Raw genomic sequence first — 17,788 nt, forward strand, 5'->3', positions numbered from 1 at the left:
CCATGCACCTGACCCGGTTTGAGATCAACACCGCCCGCCGGGGCGCCCGCGAACTACTCGCTTCGCCCCAACGCATGCACGCCGCGGTCCTGGCCTCGTTCCCCAACCACCAGCGCGAGGTCACCGACTCCGGGCGCGTCCTGTGGCGGGTGGACCACGCCCGGAATCAAGCTGTGCTCTTCGTGCTCAGCCCGCATCAGCCTGATCTGACCCACCTGGTCGAACAGGCCGGATGGCCAGCCACCCACGGTTGGCTCACCCGCCCCTACAGCGGCCTGCTCGACCAACTCGCCAAGGGCCAGCACTGGGCGTTCCGCCTGGCCGCCAACCCGACCCGCAGCCTGCCCAACGGGGCAACACGTGGCCAACGCGTCGGACACGTCACCGTCGCCCAACAAACCGGCTGGCTCCTCGACCGCGCCGAGCGCCTGGGCTTCGCCATCGCCCCTGCCGCGCACGACACCCTCGACATCGCGATCACCCACCGCCACACCTGGAAGTTCCAACGCGGCGGCGGCACCGTCACCCTCGCCACCGCCGTCTTCGAAGGCCGCCTCGAAGTCACCGACCCACACGCCCTGCGCGGCGCACTCACCCATGGCATCGGCCCAGCCAAGAGCTACGGCTGCGGTCTGCTCACCCTTGCCCCACTCGGCTGAACCGATGCCCGAGATCCCCGGCGCCCGCCCGGTACCGCTGTCCCACCTCACCCGCGCCCAAGACCGCCTCACCTTCATCTACCTCGAACACTGCGTCATCCACCGAGACGCAAACGCCATCACCGCCAGAGACTCCCGCGGCACCATCCACATCCCCGCGGCCACTCTCGGCGCGCTCCTGCTCGGCCCCGGCACCAACGTCAGCCATCAGGCCATGACTTTGCTGGCGGAGAGCGGTTCCACCGCGGTGTGGGTCGGTGAGCACGGCGTGCGCTACTACGCGCACGGCCGCACTCTCACCAACTCCTCCAGACTCCTCGAACGCCAGGCCGCTCTGGTGTCCAACCGCACCAGCCGCCTACGCGTCGCCCGTGCCATGTACGCCATGCGGTTTCCCGGCGAAGACACCGCTGGTCTCACCATGCAACAGCTACGCGGCCGCGAAGGCGCCCGAGTCCGCCGCATCTACCGCAATCACGCCGCCCGCACAGGTGTCGAATGGGAACGCCGCGACTACGACCCAGGCGACTTCACCGGTGGCACCCCCATCAACCAAGCCCTCTCCGCCGCCAACACCAGCCTCTACGGTGTCGTGCACGCTGTTATCGTCGCGCTTGGCTGCTCACCAGGACTCGGGTTCGTCCACACCGGACACTCCAGGTCATTCGTCTACGACGTCGCCGACCTGTACAAGACCGACATCTCCATCCCCGTTGCCTTCGACATCACCGCACGCCAGGTCATCGACATCGGCGCCGAAACCCGCCGAGCAGTCCGCGATCACATGAAGAACGGGCACTTCCTCGAGACTTGCGTGCGCGACATCAAGACCCTCCTCGCCGATGCCGATGAACCCGTCGAATACGGACCTGAAGCCTTTGAGGACCCCGACGTAGTCATGCTCTGGGACGACAACGGCCGCACAGTTGCCTCCGGAACCGCCTACGAGGACGACGACCTCACATGACCATCATCGTTGTGGCCGCCTGCCCGACGGGGCTACGCGGCCACCTCACCCGGTGGCTCCTCGAAATCGCCCCAGGCGTGTTCGTCGGCAAACCCACCCATCGCGTCCGAACTCTCATGTGGCAACGCGTCACCGACATGGTCAAGACCGGCCGGGCGATCATGGTCCACACCGCCGACAACGAACAAGGCCTCGCCTTCAACGTCCACAACCACACCTGGACTCCCGTCGACCATGAAGGCGTCAACCTCATCCTCCGCCCTGACGCCTCCCACACCACCAGCACGACACCGCCCAAGACTGGCTGGAGCGCCGCCAGCCAACGCCGCCGCAACCGCCACCCCATCCACAACAAAGTAAACAAAAACGACGACTCCGAGTCCTAAACTCGCAGGTCAACAAGTGTCGTCCCCGCGCGAGCGGGGCTGTTCCCACAGCCGACAAAGACGACCGCAAGAAATACGCGTCGTCCCCGCGCGAGCGGGGCTGTTCCCGACAAGACGATGCTGCGGCATCAGCAGAAGTTGTCGTCCCCGCGCGAGCGGGGCTGTTCCACAAGATTCGGATACAGCGTAACAACTCGTCAGAGTCGTCCCCGCGCGAGCGGGGCTGTTCCTCCCATCGTGCATGCCGGGTCGAGTCGGCACACGTCGTCCCCGCGCGAGCGGGGCTGTTCCCGGCTGGCACGTCCACGTGCACGCGCTCCTGTTGTCGTCCCCGCGCGAGCGGGGCTGTTCCCCAACGTGACTACGTGGACGACGGCGAACGATCGTCGTCCCCGCGCGAGCGGGGCTGTTCCCTCGGTAAAGGAGTCCGCCATGGGAAAGATCAGCGTCGTCCCCGCGCGAGCGGGGCTGTTCCCCCCCGCCCCCGCGCAGTTTCGAGGTCTGCGAGTCGTCCCCGCGCGAGCGGGGCTGTTCCCTTCAACAGCTTCGCCAACAACGGCCGCACCTTGTCGTCCCCGCGCGAGCGGGGCTGTTCCCGAGTCGGCGATCACCGTCAACGCCCTCGGCGTGTCGTCCCCGCGCGAGCGGGGCTGTTCCCGCGTGGATCGCGATGAGCAGGTCGCCGTTGCTGGTCGTCCCCGCGCGAGCGGGGCTGTTCCCGCGGCCGCCCCGGCGTGGGCCGTCACCTGACGGTCGTCCCCGCGCGAGCGGGGGCTGTTCCCGCGAACGCGTGCGGCGAGCGTTCCGGCTCGGCGTCGTCCCCGCGCGAGCGGGGCTGTTCCCCCCGTACGGGGGTCGGAAATGCCCCCACCGGGTCGTCCCCGCGCGAGCGGGGCTGTTCCCTCGGGGACGACGGCGAGCTTGTGGGCCACCGAGTCGTCCCCGCGCGAGCGGGGCTGTTCCCGGGAACCCCGTCAAGGCCGCGACCGACGCAGTGTCGTCCCCGCGCGAGCGGGGCTGTTCCCCCGTGGCCGGAGGTGATCGGCCTGCTGCTGCCGTCGTCCCCGCGCGAGCGGGGCTGTTCCCCTCACGGCCGTGCCCAACCCTGCGCTGGAGGCGTCGTCCCCGCGCGAGCGGGGCTGTTCCCCCGCGGCGCTGGGCACTGCTCAACCGCTGCAAGTCGTCCCCGCGCGAGCGGGGCTGTTCCCCTCGCCGCGCGGGTGCAGGCCGCGCTGCGCCGGTCGTCCCCGCGCGAGCGGGGCTGTTCCCTGCAGGCGACCCTGCACGTCACGGAGCACATAGTCGTCCCCGCGCGAGCGGGGCTGTTCCCCCCGTTGCGCTCCCACGACGCGGAAGCGGGGCGTCGTCCCCGCGCGAGCGGGGCTGTTCCCGTCTTGGAGTTGTCGTAGGTGTTCTTGTCGATGTCGTCCCCGCGCGAGCGGGGCTGTTCCCGAGACGCGCCTGGGCTACCTGCCCGTCAGCTCGTCGTCCCCGCGCGAGCGGGGCTGTTCCCAACCAGCTCAAGGCGTGGGCCGGTGAGACCGCGTCGTCCCCGCGCGAGCGGGGCTGTTCCCGATCATGAGCGTGGACGCGAGCAGGACGGCCAGTCGTCCCCGCGCGAGCGGGGCTGTTCCCTTCCGGCCGAAGTCGACGGCGTCGCCGTCGGCGTCGTCCCCGCGCGAGCGGGGCTGTTCCCCTCGCGGCTGCGCTTGAAACCGCCGACCTTCGGTCGTCCCCGCGCGAGCGGGGCTGTTCCCGACCCACAGCGACTGCGGTACTCGGTGGTCTGGTCGTCCCCGCGCGAGCGGGGCTGTTCCCCTGGACTGAGGAGACGACGAGTGACATGACGGGTCGTCCCCGCGCGAGCGGGGCTGTTCCCGAGGCGAGCACCAGCATCGCCATCACCCTGCCGCCCGACCAGCTCGTCGTCCCCGCGCGAGCGGGGCTGTTCCCCCGGCCCGCTGATCGGGGGCCGGGCCGGGGTCGTCGTCCCCGCGCGAGCGGGGCTGTTCCCTGGTCAAGCCGTGACCCGCCCGACAGCGGTCGGTCGTCCCCGCGCGAGCGGGGCTGTTCCCGACGTCGCCCGCGCGATCGTGCTGATCGGCCGCGTCGTCCCCGCGCGAGCGGGGCTGTTCCCGGCCAGCTGGCCACCACCCAAGAGATCGTGCGGTCGTCCCCGCGCGAGCGGGGCTGTTCCCCTGCGCTGGCAGATCGAACCCATGCCCACCTGGTCGTCCCCGCGCGAGCGGGGCTGTTCCCGTGCCGTCCGACCCAGGCACGGCGGTTCCGGTGTCGTCCCCGCGCGAGCGGGGCTGTTCCCGGGGCGAGGTCGGACGCGTTGAAGTCGGTGCGCGTCGTCCCCGCGCGAGCGGGGCTGTTCCCACGAACAGGTCCGCGGTGTTCGTGACGTTCGTGTCGTCCCCGCGCGAGCGGGGCTGTTCCCCCGCACAGACGGCCTTCGCCGCAGCGATCTGCGTCGTCCCCGCGCGAGCGGGGCTGTTCCCGGCGGCACGCAGTCGACCGGGTACACCTACACGGTCGTCCCCGCGCGAGCGGGGCTGTTCCCTCGACGATGCGGGCGTGCGGGGCTGAGGCGACGTCGTCCCCGCGCGAGCGGGGCTGTTCCCGCGGTGGCCTCGTCGGCGTCGCGCAGGCGCGTGTCGTCCCCGCGCGAGCGGGCTGTTCCCCATGGCGGCCACGAGGGCGGGCTCTAGTGGCCGTCGTCCCCGCGCGAGCGGGGCTGTTCCCGGCACGGACAGCACCACGGCCGCAGACAGCGCGTCGTCCCCGCGCGAGCGGGGCTGTTCCCGGCACCCTGGACGCGGGCCTGGCCTCCCAGCTGTCGTCCCCGCGCGAGCGGGGCTGTTCCCGAGGACGCGGAGCGGCCGTTCCCGGCCAACCGGTCGTCCCCGCGCGAGCGGGGCTGTTCCGCGCTTCCGGTGGGGTCATCCGGCGCGAGTGGCCGTCGTCCCCGCGCGAGCGGGGTTGTTCCCCTCATCGCCGACCACCTCGCCCCGCTGCACATGTCGTCCCCGCGCGAACGGGGCTGTTCCCCCTGCCGGAATCGTCGCGATTTGGACGCCCGCGTCGTCCCCGCGCGAGCGGGGCTGTTCCCAGCAGTGGCTATCGGATTCCCGGCCACCAAGGGTCGTCCCCGCGCGAGCGGGGCTGTTCCCCAACCCAAGTCAAGGAAGTGATCACCGTGGAGGTCGTCCCCGCGCGAGCGAGGCTGTTCCCAGGTGGTCGCCGCCTGCGCTGCTTGGCAGGAGGTCGTCCCCGCGCGAGCGGGGCTGTTCCCCCGAGGCCCGTCACCAAGCTCCAGATTGATGGTGTCGTCCCCGCGCGAGCGGGGCTGTTCCCAAGGTTCGTCCGCAGCAGCAGTCCGGCGCAGTGTCGTCCCCGCGCGAGCGGGGCTGTTCCCAGGACCGTACGGAAGTCGTTGCCGAAAAGACCGTCGTCCCCGCGCGAGCGGGGCTGTTCCCGTGACCGGCGCCGCGGTGGACTTGCCGAACATGTTGTCCCCGCGCGAGCGGGCTGTTCCCGGAGCACGCTGATCCGCTGCTCAGGGCCGTTAGTCGTCCCCGCGCGAGCGGGGCTGTTGTATGGGCCACTCCCCCGCGGCCAGCGCGCCGCGCGTCGTCCCCGCGCGAGCGGGGCTGTTCCCCCGTTGACCTGATCGGCGCAGGGTTCCCGTGCGTTGTCCCCGCGCGAGCGGGGCTGTTCCCGCCCGCGGCGGTCTGCGCCCCGGTCCAGGCGAGTAGTCCCCGCGCGAGCGGGCTGTTCCCACCACATCATCTACGTCTACCGGTACCTCGGGGTCGTCCCCGCGCGAGCGGGCGGTTCCCGTGAGCGGGAGAATACAAGTTCCGTTGGATCGTCGTCCCCGCGCGAGCGGAGGCTAGTCCCTTGCCGGACATAAGGATCGTCACGAGGAACCGGTCGTCCCCGCCCGCGCTGCGCGGTTCCATTCGGTTCCCTTTCGTGGAATTCGGTGTGTGGTCGTGTCCGCGCGTAGGGCGGTTACCTCGACCATGATCAGCGCCGGTGCCCTGGGCTGTCCAGGGTGCGGGGCTTTGCTAGGCCAACGAACGCCCCGACTGTGCAGCGATCGTTCCCGGTCGCGGTCGGGTAGGTCGAACGAGCAAGGAAGCCATACCTGCGAGCGGACTTTCCCAAGTTGGGTCTTCGGCGACGGTGATCTGGGCATGCATTGTCCCCGCGCGCGGGGCCTGGGCCTCCGTACCAGCGATCTGGGTCGCGGTGTTCGGGATCCCCGTGCGCACGCAGCTGGCCGCACCTGGATGTACCGAGCGGCACCAGCTGGCCAGCCCCCGGCCCAGTCGGCCACGTAGCCGCCTGGGCGTGCCAGCGACCGTGGTTCCGGTGGCCTACGCGGACACTATTTATGGGCCTGTGGGGCTAACCAGTGATCACCGTTCGACCTCGGGCCAGGTGTCGGGAAGCTGCGGCGTCGGGGCGGGTGGTTCTTGGTGGGTGATGTTGGGGGCGCGCGATGGGTCCGCGGTGTGGCGGGAGGGAGCGGATGAATGTGGCAAAGCTGGTGCGGCCGCTGGGATCGGATCTACTTGTGCGCTGTCGGCCGACGCTTGGGCGGCGTTGAGGGCGCGGGTGAGAGTGTGAAGGTCGGTCTGGCGGGCTTGGGCGAGGTGGTTGGGGTAGTTCGCTTCGGCGGCTTGGGCGGCGTCGAGGGACGCGGTGTGGTTGTGGGGTGGGCCGATGCGTTGTTGGAGTTCGTGGGCGCGGTTGGCGAGGTGTTGTGCTTGTTGTTGGGCTGTGTTCTCGGCTTGGGTGTGGTCGTGGATCTGGGCGGCCAGGAGGGCTCGATCTCGGGGATTTCGGGTGTGGGATCGCTGGAGTTGGGCGTTGGCGCGGGCTTGGGCGTGGGTGGCGGCTAGATCGACTTGTGTGTTCCAGGCACGTTCGAGGGTGTGGAACTCGGTGATGTCGTGGGTGAGTTGACGGTGGTGGGCGAGGGTCTTGTTGAGTTGGGTGACTGCTGGGCCGCGGTCGGCGTCGACGCGACGTTGTAGTTCGTGGGCTTCGGCGAGGGCTGCGGTCCTCTGGTCGGGTTCGGTGGTGTTCGGGTCCGCGGGTTGGCGGATTACGCGTGAGGGTTGCTGGTCTGCCGTGGCGTCGGGCGGGCTGGCCGTGTGGGTGTCGCGGAAGAGGGCTGTGACGTAGGCGGAGGGGTTGTGGATTCGGTGGCTGGTGGCGGCAGCCGGGTCGATCTGGGTGAGCGTGGCGAGGATGTTGTTGGTGTCGATCCCGTTGTCGATGGCTCGGTGGATGTGGTGGGCGAGGGCGCTGAAGGCGGGGCCGTTGAGGACGGTGTCGGCGGCGGGGTGGTGGTCCCAGGCTTGGCGGAGCAGGTGGGCGGCGTGGTCGCGGTGGGCGAGTTCTCGTGCGTGGCTTTCGGCTTGGGCGTGGGATCGGTCGAGGTCCTCTAGGCGTTTTCTGGCGATGCGGTGGACTGTGTAGACGGTGAAGCGGCTGATGTCGCGGATGGTGGGGTCGGTGAGTTTGCCGACGGGGATCGCTGCGAGGAGGTCTCGTGGGTCCAGTTCGTGGTGGGCGTACTGGTCGAGGGCGTTGACGAGTTCGTCGAAGGCCACGCCGTGGATGAGGTGTTCGGCGATGTGTGGGTGGTGTGGCCAGGTGTCGTGGATGAGGTCGGTCACCTGGTCGCGGAGTTGGTCGTGGCGGCGCTGTTCGGCGTGGTCGCGGGCGGCGGCGCCGGTGCGGATGCGGTCGATGGCGATGTCGATCATGGCGGCCATGAAGGCGGCTTTGTCGTGGATGCGGGGTGAGGTGAGGGTGTCGAGGGGAATGTCTTCGAGGATGGCGTAGGGGTCGTGGCCGGACTCGGTGGCTTCGCGGAGGCGGCGGGCGACGGTGCCGAAGGCGGGTTCGGTGACGAGGTGGTCGACGAGGTCGCTGTGTTGCCACCAGGTGCGGGTGAGTAGTTCGTATGCGGCGGCGCGGTCGCGTCTGGCGGTTTCGGTTCGGTCGTCGCGGTCGCGGGTGGCTTGGTCGCGCTGGTGTTGGCGTTCGGCGCGGCGGGCGGCGGTGTGGTCGCGGCGGGTTTGGGCTTGGTCGCGGCGGAGTTGTTCTGCGGCTTGGGTTGCGGGGTCGGGTGGTTCGGTGATGACGCCGAGGTCGACGAGGGTGGGGCGGTCGTTGGCGTTGTCTCCGGTGGCGTGGGCGTGGTCGGCGACGCGGGTGATGACTCGGCGCAGGCGTTCCCAGTGGTTGTTGGGTGGGCCGTTGAGGTAGAGGTCGTGAGGTGTTTCGACGTCTTCGCGGGCGATGAACAGCCACATGTCGTGGGTGTGGCGTGATGCGGCGACGAAGACGCCGGGGTTGTCGGCCGCGGCGGCGGCGAGCAGGACGGTGCCGCCGCGGCGGTGGCCGTCGGGGCCGGTCCAGGTGGCTGCTCGGGTGCCGATGGTGAGGCCTTGGCTCTTGTGGATGGTGAGGGCGTAGCCGAGTTCGACTGCTCCGGTCTCGATGAAACCGGTGGGAAGAGTGGCGGTTTCGATGGTGGGACCGTCGGGGGTGGCGGTCTCCCATTCGATGGTGAGGGCGCCGTCGGCGGCGATGGTGGTGATGTGGGCGCGGTAGCCGTTGTAGATGTCGTGGCCGTGGTGGTGTTGTTGGTCGCGGTCGGTGGTGCGGATGAGAATGTGGTCGCCTTGGTGGAGGCGCAGGGTTCTGTCGTGGATTCGGTAGGTGTGGTGGGGTCCGAGTTCGCCTGCGTGGTGGCGGTGGGCTTGGGCGAGGGTGTTGAGTTGGTCGACTTGGTCGTTGGTGGCGGCGACCATGAGCAGGCCGCGCATTTCGGTGATGGGGTCGGGGGCGCCGTGGCGTTGGTCGGTCCAGGTGTCGAGCATGGCTTGGGTGGCTTCGTGGTGGGTTTCGGTGGCGATGAGGCGGTCGCGTTCGGCCCAGTTGAGTAGGGCGTCGGTGTAGATGCCGGTGCGCCAGGCGTGGATGGCGGTGCGTTCGGCTTCGTGTTTCTGGCGGCGGTTGTCGAGGAGTTCGCCACCGTGGGTGAGGCGGTGGATGGTGGCGAACATGGAGCCGCAGCCGACGCCGCGGAGTTGTTTGGGGTCGCCGATTTCGAGGATCTTGGTGCCTGAGTCGGTGGCGGCCCGGTACAGGGTGGCGCGGTCGCGGTCGTCGGTGAGGGTGGCTTCGTCGAGGACGAGGATGTCGATGCCGTGCAGGCCTGGGCCGTGGGTGATGCGCCAGAGCCATTGGGCGACGGTGCGGCTGGTGATGCCGGATTCGGCGTGGAGGGTGAGGGCGGCGACGCCTTGGGTGGCGGCTCCGGCGACGATGAGGCCGCGGGTTTCATAGGCGACGCGGAGTGCGCGCATGAGTGTGGTTTTGCCGGAGCCTGGGCCGCCGATGAGGGTGTCGAGGGCGGTGCCGGAGGTGGCGATGCGGTGCAGTTCGCGGTGTTGCTCGGCGGAGAGGGTGAAGCCTTGGGTGGCTTCGACGGTGATGGTGGCGAGGGTGACGGAGTCGTCGTCGACGCGGGTGTCGGTCTGGCCGGGGTGGGCTGTGTGGGCGGCGGTGACGATGGTGTGTTCGGCGGCGATGACGTCGTCGGTGGTGTAGAGCTGGGCGTTGCGCATGTGCCGGGAGCCGCGTTGGGCGCGGCGGCCGCCGCCGGTGTGGTGCAGATCGGGGAGTTCGACGAATCCGGCGTGGCGCAGGACCTGGTCGGTGAGGCGTTCGACTTCGTCGGGAGTGGCTCCGTTGGGGAGGGCGTCGGCGACGGCGGCCAGGGCATCGACGCGGCTGAAGCGGCGGGTGTGGGCGGTGAGCCCGGTTTCGGGGTTTTGGAGGATGCGGGCGAGGTCGTCGATGTCGGGTGTGGCGGGGCTGGTTGTGGTGGGGTCGAGGAGGTCCCGAGCGATCTGGTGGGGTTGGTGGCCGTGGTCGCGGGCTTCGCGTTGCCAGATGCCGCGGAGGGTGTCGTCGGCCGCGGCGGTGAGGTCGGGTTTGGCGTTACGGAGTTTGTCGGCGACGACGTGTTGCAGGGGGCGTGGCGCGTCGGCGCGGCTGAGGCCGAGGGCGTCGAGTTGGGCTTCGATGCTGTTGCCGAACTTGGAGAACTGGGCGATGGCGGGATCGTCGATGGCGGCGACTTCCCAGCGGCCGGTGCGTTGTGAACGGCGGAACGCGACGCCGCGTTGAGCGAGGGCGTGGCGGATGGCGGCTTGGGCGAGTTTGTCGGCGGCGGGGACGTGGCGCATGAGGTCGCGTCCGCCTGCGGCGATGGTGGACCAGGCGCCGTCGACGCCGTGGGTCATGTTGGCGATGGTGTAGTGGATGTGCCAGTGCGGGTCGCCGATGGTGGCTTCGCCGATGGGGCGGGCCGCGCGGTGGATCATGGACCAGCCGAGGAAGCCGGTGCCGCGGACGGTTCGGGCGGTGGCGCCGTCGCCGTGGTGACCGCGCATGCCGTAGGCGGTGGTGGTTTCCAGCCAGCGGAACACGCTGTCGCAGCCTGCGAGGTAGGTGTTCTCGAACTCCGCGGCCTGCTCTTCGGGGAGGAAGGCCAGGGCGAGTGAGAAGGATTTGGGCAGGGTGAGGGTGACGTCGTAGCCGAGGTTGCCGACGACGATGCGGTTGGGGACGACGGTGTCGGTGACGGTGCCGTCTTCGGTGACGGTCTGGCTGATGGTGGTGAGTGCGGCCATGGCGATGCGGTAGGCAGCGGGATCCCAGACGCGTTCGGGGTGCAGGCCCGCAGCTTGCGCGAGCTGGGTGGCGTGGTCGGCGCGCAGGGCCGCTGTCTCGCCTTCGCGGGCGACGGCGCGTTCGGCGCGCTCGAACATGGTCTTGGCGCGCGGCGAGAGGTGGAGGACGTCGGCGATCGTGGTGGCGGCTTCGCGGGCGATGCCCTCGATTTCGCGAACGAGTACGGCGAGCGGGAGTTTGGCGGCTGCGGGGATTCCGAGCTTGTGTTTGACGAGTTGGTGGCTGTCGCGGGGGTGGTAGCCGTTGATCAGCGCGCGGGCCAGTGGGAACTGTTCGGGCGGCAGTTCGCTGCCCTCGACGATGTCGACGTCGGCCAGGCCCGCGCCGATCCAGCGCAGCGGCCGCTCGCGCAGATCGGTGCGGTAGCCGAAGGCCTTGTCGTTGACACCGTCACCGCGGCAACCGTGGTGCAGGCCGAGGCGGTAGTCGATTTGCTGCGGATCGCTGCCGATGGTGGTCACCCACGCCATGGCCCCACACCTCCCCCAAGGTGTGCGAATCCGCCGCTCCCCTGGCGGCGGACTTGTGTCAGTGATGTCGAATATACCGGGTATCGCGTAGCGATACCTTAGCGCTCTGCAATTGATCTTTAATTCCCTCCAAGATCATCTCACATCCGAGTTCGCGCCGGCAGGTACTATGAGCTGGGGGTTGATGGAGTGTTGTCAACTCGCTATCGCATCAGCTGAATGGGCCTGCTACCTGGCGCGCGTGCGCGCCAACGGCGCGGCCATTCCCTGACGTTGGGGGGGTTCCATGGAGGTCGAGGGGATTCGGGCGATCCGGAAACGGATTCGCGAGCAGCAGGCGGCGTTGATTCGGCGGCGGTCGGAGGCGGCGGTCGCGGTGGCGACGGCCGCTCGGGCGCGGGAGCAGGCGCGGCTCGGCGCGGAGGAGGCCCGCGAGAGGTTGGCGGGCTCGGAGCGGCGTGCTCGGGAGCGGTTGGCCGAGGCGGAGCGCGTGGCGCGCGAGCGCTTGGAGATGGTGTTGGCCGAGGCGCGTCGGGGTCGCGAGGCCGAGTTGGCGGCCGAGCGGGAGCGCGTGGAGGGCAAGCTGGCTCGGGCTCGAACGGATCTTGATGGCGTGTTGGCGGCGGCCGTGGGCGAGGCACTGGCGGTGTTCGCAGAAGGATCGGGCAGCGCGGCCGTGGGTCGGCGTGAGCTGGCGGCGGCTATCGGTGTGCCGGTACGTGAGGTGTCGCGATGGCACCGGCCTGCGGGAGCGACACGTGGTACGGACGCCGGACACGACGCGCGAGAACATACCGATGTGGACGGTGGCCGGCGGGCGCCGCAGGCGCCTGGATCAGAGTCAGCATCCGGCTTCGACGCCCCCCGGGCGGCGAAGGCGGATTCCGTGCCCGCCAGGGCGGCAGGGGAGGCATGAGGGGGCGCGTGCCCCCTCGTTCGGATGTCGCGGCTCGATGCCGCGTCATCCGAGCATCGCGACCGTGGCCGCACGCAAGGTGTCCCATGCGGCGGCGGTCGGTTCTAGTCGGTGAGTTGACGGCACTCGACGCACAGGTTGTCGCGGATCTGGCGGGTGCTGCCGCACTCGCACGGCGACGGTACGTCGGTCTGGGCGGACAGGGCTGGGGCGTCGATGAGTGCTCGGTTGGCGTTGACCCACGCCGCGATGAACTCGCGGCCGCGTCGGTCGGTGAGGCGCTTGTAGTCGGCGCGGAGCTGCACGCGCGCGGCGGTCGGGTGGTTGTGGCGGGCGTGGTGTTCGCACCGTGCGATGAGTTCGCCTGCGGCGCTGGTGGCGGGCGGGGTGATGCCGGTGCGTCCGCGTTCGTGGCAGTCCAGGCACAGACTGTCCCCGCGCCGGCGGTCGGCGCTGGATCGCTCGACGCCGCACAGCAGGCAGGGCAGGGCACGCAACGGGTAGAGGGCGGCGCGGTCGTAATCGATCGCGTAGCCGTCGGACTGTTCGCCGCGCTGCGGCTGGTCGTCCACTCCCCCGCGTTCGCGCATGTAGGTGTCGGTCACGTTGTGGGCGCGTTGGTAGGCCTGGCGTTGCGCGGCGGGCCTCGGTGCGCGGGGTGTGGTGCGGCGCGCGGGCAGGTCGCGGGGCGCCTCGTGCCTGTTGTACGAGTTCCATCGTGGGCGGGGCGCGGGCGCGGTGACCTGGGCGCGCACGGGCTCGCCGGGGCGCGGCGCGCAGGCTTCGATGATGGCTCGCGCGGTGTCGTCGCTGATGGTCCAGAAGTGGCGGAGCTTGGCCGGCGCGATCCTCGGTCGGGTCTCCAGGATGGTGATGCACTCGATGATGACGGACAGGGATCGTGTGTCCGCGACGTTGAGCAGAGCTCGGGCGTGTTTCTTGGCGACGCCCAGATCTCCCGCGCGAACCAACTGCGCTACCTGGGTGATCTCTTCGGCTACGGCTGTGTTCGACATGACTCCTCCTGACCCGATCGACCGACAACAGAGCTGTGCTTGAAAGAACGGAAACCTTTCTTCTCGCCGCCCCCTCGCGCTTTTGTCGGCTTGTGGCGGGGTGGCCGGGTCAAGGGGCGAGCTTGCGAGCTCGCGCAGCGACGCCGCAGGCGCCCTTGACGCGGCCACCCCGCCATAAGACGATCCGGGGCGAGGGGGAGGCAGGCGACGCGCGTGTGCCAGGCCGTGGCGAGGCGAACTCGCGGCCACCCCGCGGCGTAACGGATCCACGTCAACCGCGGCGGGATCGACTACTAGTCGTTCGCAGGCGATACCACCGCGGCGTCGACGGCCGCGACGATGTCGTCGGGTGAGGTGACCAGGCGAGCCGCACCGGACGCGATGAGGGCATGACAGCCCTGAGACTGCACGGACGTGATCGGCCCGGGCACTGCCAGCACGTGCCTGCCGAGCTCGGCGGCGACGGTGGTTGTGGCGCTGGTCGCGCTGCGCGGTCCGGCTTCGACGACGACGGTGGCGTCGCCGAACGCGGCGATCAGCCGACTCCGGGCGAGAAAGCGATGTCTCGCGGGAGGGATCCCGGGTGAGTACTCGCTGATCACCGCCCCGGTCTCGCCGATGCGGTCGAGCAGGGGTGCGTGGCTCGCGGGTATGGCACGTCGATCCCGCACCCGAGGACGGCGAACGTGGTGCCCTCGGCGTTCAGCGCGCCGCGGTGGGCGGCGCCGTCGATGCCGTAACCCGCGCCGGAGACGACGGTCATCCCGGCCTCGGCGAGGTCGTAGCCCAGCTCGGCGGCCACGTGCTCGCCGTAGCCGGTCGCGGCGCGGGCACCGATCACCGAGACCGATCGGCGCGGAGTCGCGGTGAGTTCGGCCGGGCCGCGCACCCACAGGGCGATGGGGTCGGCGTCGAGCCCGCGCAGCGGCCGTAGTTGGCGGCCGGGCCAGTCAGGATCCTCGGGGATGACCAGCCGCGCTGCGCCCGCGGATACCGTGGTGCCGGGGAATCGGTGGAGGTGTCGGCCTTGGGTGGCGAGATGGACGTCGCCAGGGATGTCGTCGCGGGCGACGCGATGTGCGGCGTCAATCGGGCCGTGCAGGTCAATGAAGGCGACTACCGCAGGCGCCGGGGGTTCGGTGACGGCGAGCAGATAGGCGTGGGCGGCGCGGATGTAGTCGAGATCGGTCATGGTGATCCGTTCGGTCGATGAGGCTCGGCCGGGCGCTTCGGGGCAGGAAGCGCCCGGCCGAGGTGAGGGGCTGCGATCGTCCGCGTCGGGATCGCGGGCGCGCCTCGCTCCGATGCGGCGGCCAGATGGCGTCGTCTGGCCGCCGTGTGTGCGCTGTGCGAGTCAGTCCTCGCGCACGTAGGTCACGTCCAGGCTGGGGTAGACGGCGTTGACCTCGAACGTGATGCCAGGGTCAGAGCAGGTCGCCGCGAGGGCAGCGATGACGCGGGTTCGGGCCTCGTCCAGGTCGTCGGCGCCGTCGACGCCGAGAATGGCGACTTCGACGGTGGTGACGCCGGTGAAGGTCTGCTTGATCGGTGGCAGACCGAGGTCGGTGAGGACGGCCTGGCTCCCGGCGTAGCACCAGGTTCCATTGAAGTGCTGCCGGAGGACTTCGCCGCGTACGTCAGCGCGAAACTGTTCGTGTGTGGCGCGAAGGGCCGCGATCTCGTCGCGGAGTTCGTCCGCGGAGGCGTTGGCGGTCTCGGTGGTCATGGCTATTCCTGTCTCGGCGAAAGGATTCAGGCGCGTCGGGCGCGCAGGTGGTCACGAAAGGTCGAAGCGCTGACTTGTGTTCGACCAACCCTCGATGTGTGCTCGGCGAGTTCGACCCGCAGTGCGGCGCCCGTCAGCTCTCGCACGCACGCGCGAAGCTGCTGTGCGCGACTCGGTGAGGCGCGGCGGGCACGGGCCAAGCAGTCGGTGGCCAGAGCCCGGAGTGCGTCGGCGGTCATGCCCAGACCGTCCTGGCGTCGACGTAGTTGACCTGGGAGGAGACGTCGCCTACGCCCATGGCCATGCCGTCGAGCGGGTGCTCCCGAAACGCGGCGGCGAGGGCCGCCCGAATCCCGTCGACGACGCGGTGATCCTCCACGTGTCGACGCAGGGCGAACTCGGTTTGGCCGCCGGGTCGACCAATCTCGAGGTCAAAGTGCAGGCTGACGCGGCCGACAGTCACGTGCTCAGGCTGGCTGCGCGGCAGGCCAAGGCGCTCCAGCGTCTCGTTCAGGGCTTCGCCGGTCCACTCGCCGTCGCGCACGCCCTTGATCGCGCGGTCCCGTACGAGTCCGCGGAACTCGGTGTGCTCGCGCCGCAGGGCGTCGAGCTGCTCGCTGAGAGCCTCGACGGTGGGGTTGTCGTTGGGGTTGGTCATGGTCTTCCTCTCTGTTGTCCGTGGCGCTAGGCCGGGAGGGGATGTCGGAGGTCGGTCGGCGGCTCTTCCACCGGCCAAGTGGGTGCGGGCGCGGTGGTGGCGATGACGCGTCCGCCGAGACTCGCGGTGATCAGCTCGATTGCCGCGGGCATCGGGTCGTCGGGTGTGGACTCGTGCATGCGGGCTCCTCCACGGGTGAGGGCTGGGCCCCCTTGTGGACCCAGCCCTCACGGTGGATTCAGACGACGGCCAGCGCGGGCTCACGGACGGCGGCACCGGACTTGGGCATGCGCGTGACCTCGGCGGTGGCGAACCGCAGCGACGGGCCGACCTCTTCCGCCTCGAGTTCGATCACGGTGCGCTTCTCGCCGTCGCGGGACTCGAAGGACCGCTGCTTGAGCTTGCCGGTGACGATGACCCGCTGCCCCTTGCTCAGCGACTCGGCGACGTTCTCGGCGAGCGCCTGCCATGCGGTGCAGCGCATGAACAGCGCCTCACCGTCCTGCCACTCCCCCGACGCCTTGTCGAACGACCGCGGCGTCGACGCGACGGCGAAGTTGGCGACCGCCGTACCCGCGCCGGTGAACCTCAGCTCCGGGTCCGCGGTCAGGTTGCCGATGATGGTGATCGTGGTCTCGCCGGCCATGACTGGCCTCCTACCCCGACAGCTACCCCCGCACCCTGGGTGGGCGCGGGATCGAGGTGCTGTCGATCTGCGGCTTGCCGATCAGGTGGTGGTGTCGGGTCAAGGTGGGGCCCCTCTGGGGTGCCTTGACCCGACACCACCGGCTGATGTGCTCGGAGCGGATCGACAGCGGCTCGATTCCGCACCTGCCCCCGAGAAACCCGCAGCCCACAGTCGGGTCGTCAGTGCCTCTGGTCTCGTACATGACGCTGGCGAAGCACAGAGAGCGGAAGTGGGTAGGTCTTTCCTCCTCGGCGTTCCTTCAAGATCGCCACGTCGCCGTGCTCGGCGCGGAATCGCCATTCGCGACGCTCGTAGTCGAGGAATCGATCAGGGTGGCGTTCGAGCAGGCGTAACCAGTGGCGTTGACCTGCCCGAACGCAGCGGCCACCACAGTTCGCGTGGGCGAAGCCCTCGACGTACGCCGTGGGCGGTGTCAGCCCGAGCGCGCGGGCTTCGGCGAGCATCGCTTCCTTCGTCAGATCCGGCTCATCGACGAGCGGGAACTCGACAGTCCACGGCGACCAACCTGCTCGGATGCCTCGGACCCGGCGCACTTCGCTGGCGTCGACACCTACATAGAGCGTGGTGTTCGCCGGGTCGGCGTTGGCTTGGAGCCATCGACGTGCGGGTTGTTGCTTGAGGATCTTGGAGCAAGGCGCGATCCGAGAGTTGCCGAGGAATCGACTGTCCCAATAAACCTCGAACGGCGTGCGCCCGTCAGCGATCCGAACGAGAGGGACGTCGAGTTGTGCGGCCGACTCGGTGAGAAAGTCGTAGAGGCTCTTCCTCGATGAGTGTGTCGGCGAGACCTCCGAGAGTTCGGGCATGCTGAAGGTTGACCATCGTGAACTCCAGAGTGATTGGTGAAGTCACGGCGGTTGAGGCGAGAGTTAGCACTCGACTTCAACCGTTGTTGTCAGCAGCTGTCGGGCTGCCGTGGCGTAGCGGACCGCGGTGTTCTCGGCGATGCCGAAGACAGCCACGAGGTGGAGTGGGTCCGGGCCGTGGCTGATGGCTTCTTCGAGTTGGCGGTCGACGCGCAGTTGGGTGGGAGTGGCGCCGATCGCGCGGAACTCGGTGTTGAGCCAGTAGGTAGTGGCTGGGCGGGTCTCGTGACCGCTTTGTTCGGTGAGCAGGAGGTGCCGGTTGACGGTGCGCGGCCAGCGTCGCTGTCGCTGGCGGAGGTAGTCGACAAGCAGTTGGTGTGTGAGATCGTCCAACCTGCGGGCCCTGTCCGCAGTTGCCGTGTCTAGGTGTGTCCGTGTCCTGTTCGGACGGCGTGGAGTCGTTGGCCATCGAGTCTGGACTGGATGGTCACGTGTCTCTTTTCCCGCAACGATTGCGTGCTGTAGATCATACTTCGCTTGAGCGTCCCGATTGCCGGCGCAGGAGCTTGCTCAGCAGTCGGATTGCGCAGAAGCGGACGGGGGGGATTTGGCGGCCTAGGCCGGTGCGGCGAGGGCGAGCGCCACTATCCACGCGGCCCGGCCGATGCATCTGACCGCGCTA

The 17,788-nt window shown here is 69.5% G+C and carries 11 protein-coding genes, 2 pseudogenes and 1 CRISPR repeat array; of the genes and pseudogenes, 4 read left to right on the forward strand and 9 right to left on the reverse strand.

Annotated features, from left to right (window positions below; all coding sequences use genetic code 11):
• Window positions 1-2: 2 nt before the first annotated feature.
• From cas6e to cas2e, 3 genes are read left to right on the forward strand one after another with little or no spacing between them, the layout of a single operon-like run.
• A complete protein-coding gene (cas6e, locus tag ACSHT8_RS15130; protein ID WP_436501678.1) occupies window positions 3-659 on the forward strand; it encodes a type I-E CRISPR-associated protein Cas6/Cse3/CasE in 657 nt (218 codons plus the stop codon).
• Entirely contained in the window at window positions 598-1,626 is a 1,029-nt protein-coding gene (gene cas1e, locus ACSHT8_RS15135; RefSeq protein ID WP_436501679.1) for a type I-E CRISPR-associated endonuclease Cas1e, read from the forward strand. The genes cas6e and cas1e overlap by 62 nt, the downstream gene beginning before the upstream one ends.
• Window positions 1,623-2,012: a type I-E CRISPR-associated endoribonuclease Cas2e gene (cas2e, locus tag ACSHT8_RS15140; protein WP_436501680.1), complete on the forward strand. Its 390-nt coding sequence runs from the start codon at window positions 1,623-1,625 to the stop codon at window positions 2,010-2,012. The genes cas1e and cas2e overlap by 4 nt, the downstream gene beginning before the upstream one ends.
• Before the next feature lie 18 nt (window positions 2,013-2,030).
• Window positions 2,031-5,495: a CRISPR direct-repeat array (repeat unit 29 nt; unit sequence GTCGTCCCCGCGCGAGCGGGGCTGTTCCC).
• A gap of 947 nt (window positions 5,496-6,442) precedes the next feature.
• Here cas2e and mobF read toward each other — a convergent pair.
• Complete coding sequence (gene mobF, locus ACSHT8_RS15145) at window positions 6,443-11,275, reverse strand: MobF family relaxase (RefSeq protein ID WP_436501681.1); 4,833 nt, start codon at window positions 11,273-11,275, stop codon at window positions 6,443-6,445.
• 286 nt (window positions 11,276-11,561) lie between these two features.
• On the opposite strand from mobF, the gene ACSHT8_RS15150 reads away from it, so the two are divergent.
• A complete protein-coding gene (locus tag ACSHT8_RS15150; RefSeq protein WP_436501682.1) occupies window positions 11,562-12,191 on the forward strand; it encodes a hypothetical protein in 630 nt (209 codons plus the stop codon).
• Between the two features lie 104 nt (window positions 12,192-12,295).
• Here the strand turns inward: ACSHT8_RS15150 and ACSHT8_RS15155 are convergent, their stop codons facing one another.
• From ACSHT8_RS15155 to ACSHT8_RS15190, 8 genes and pseudogenes are all read right to left on the reverse strand, one after another.
• Complete coding sequence (locus ACSHT8_RS15155) at window positions 12,296-13,207, reverse strand: hypothetical protein (RefSeq protein WP_436501683.1); 912 nt, start codon at window positions 13,205-13,207, stop codon at window positions 12,296-12,298.
• Between the two features lie 293 nt (window positions 13,208-13,500).
• Window positions 13,501-14,399 (reverse strand): annotated as a pseudogene (dprA, locus tag ACSHT8_RS15160) (DNA-processing protein DprA).
• A 162-nt stretch (window positions 14,400-14,561) separates the two neighbouring features.
• Window positions 14,562-14,933, reverse strand: a complete 372-nt coding sequence (locus ACSHT8_RS15165) for a hypothetical protein (RefSeq protein WP_436501684.1) — start codon at window positions 14,931-14,933, stop codon at window positions 14,562-14,564.
• A 235-nt stretch (window positions 14,934-15,168) separates the two neighbouring features.
• Complete coding sequence (locus tag ACSHT8_RS15170) at window positions 15,169-15,591, reverse strand: hypothetical protein (protein ID WP_436501685.1); 423 nt, start codon at window positions 15,589-15,591, stop codon at window positions 15,169-15,171.
• Window positions 15,592-15,617: 26 nt separating this feature from the next.
• Entirely contained in the window at window positions 15,618-15,770 is a 153-nt protein-coding gene (locus ACSHT8_RS15175; protein WP_436501686.1) for a hypothetical protein, read from the reverse strand.
• 95 nt (window positions 15,771-15,865) lie between these two features.
• Window positions 15,866-16,237 (reverse strand): annotated as a pseudogene (locus ACSHT8_RS15180) (single-stranded DNA-binding protein); the annotation flags it as partial.
• Window positions 16,238-16,458: 221 nt separating this feature from the next.
• Complete coding sequence (locus ACSHT8_RS15185) at window positions 16,459-17,106, reverse strand: hypothetical protein (protein ID WP_436501687.1); 648 nt, start codon at window positions 17,104-17,106, stop codon at window positions 16,459-16,461.
• Between the two features lie 63 nt (window positions 17,107-17,169).
• Window positions 17,170-17,499 carry a hypothetical protein gene (locus ACSHT8_RS15190; protein WP_436501688.1) on the reverse strand — a complete coding sequence of 110 codons (330 nt, stop codon included), beginning with the start codon at window positions 17,497-17,499 and terminating at the stop codon, window positions 17,170-17,172.
• Between the last annotated feature and the right edge of the window lie 289 nt (window positions 17,500-17,788).

Source organism: Actinokineospora sp. HUAS TT18 (genome assembly GCF_051364635.1).
Classification (GTDB): domain Bacteria; phylum Actinomycetota; class Actinomycetes; order Mycobacteriales; family Pseudonocardiaceae; genus Actinokineospora.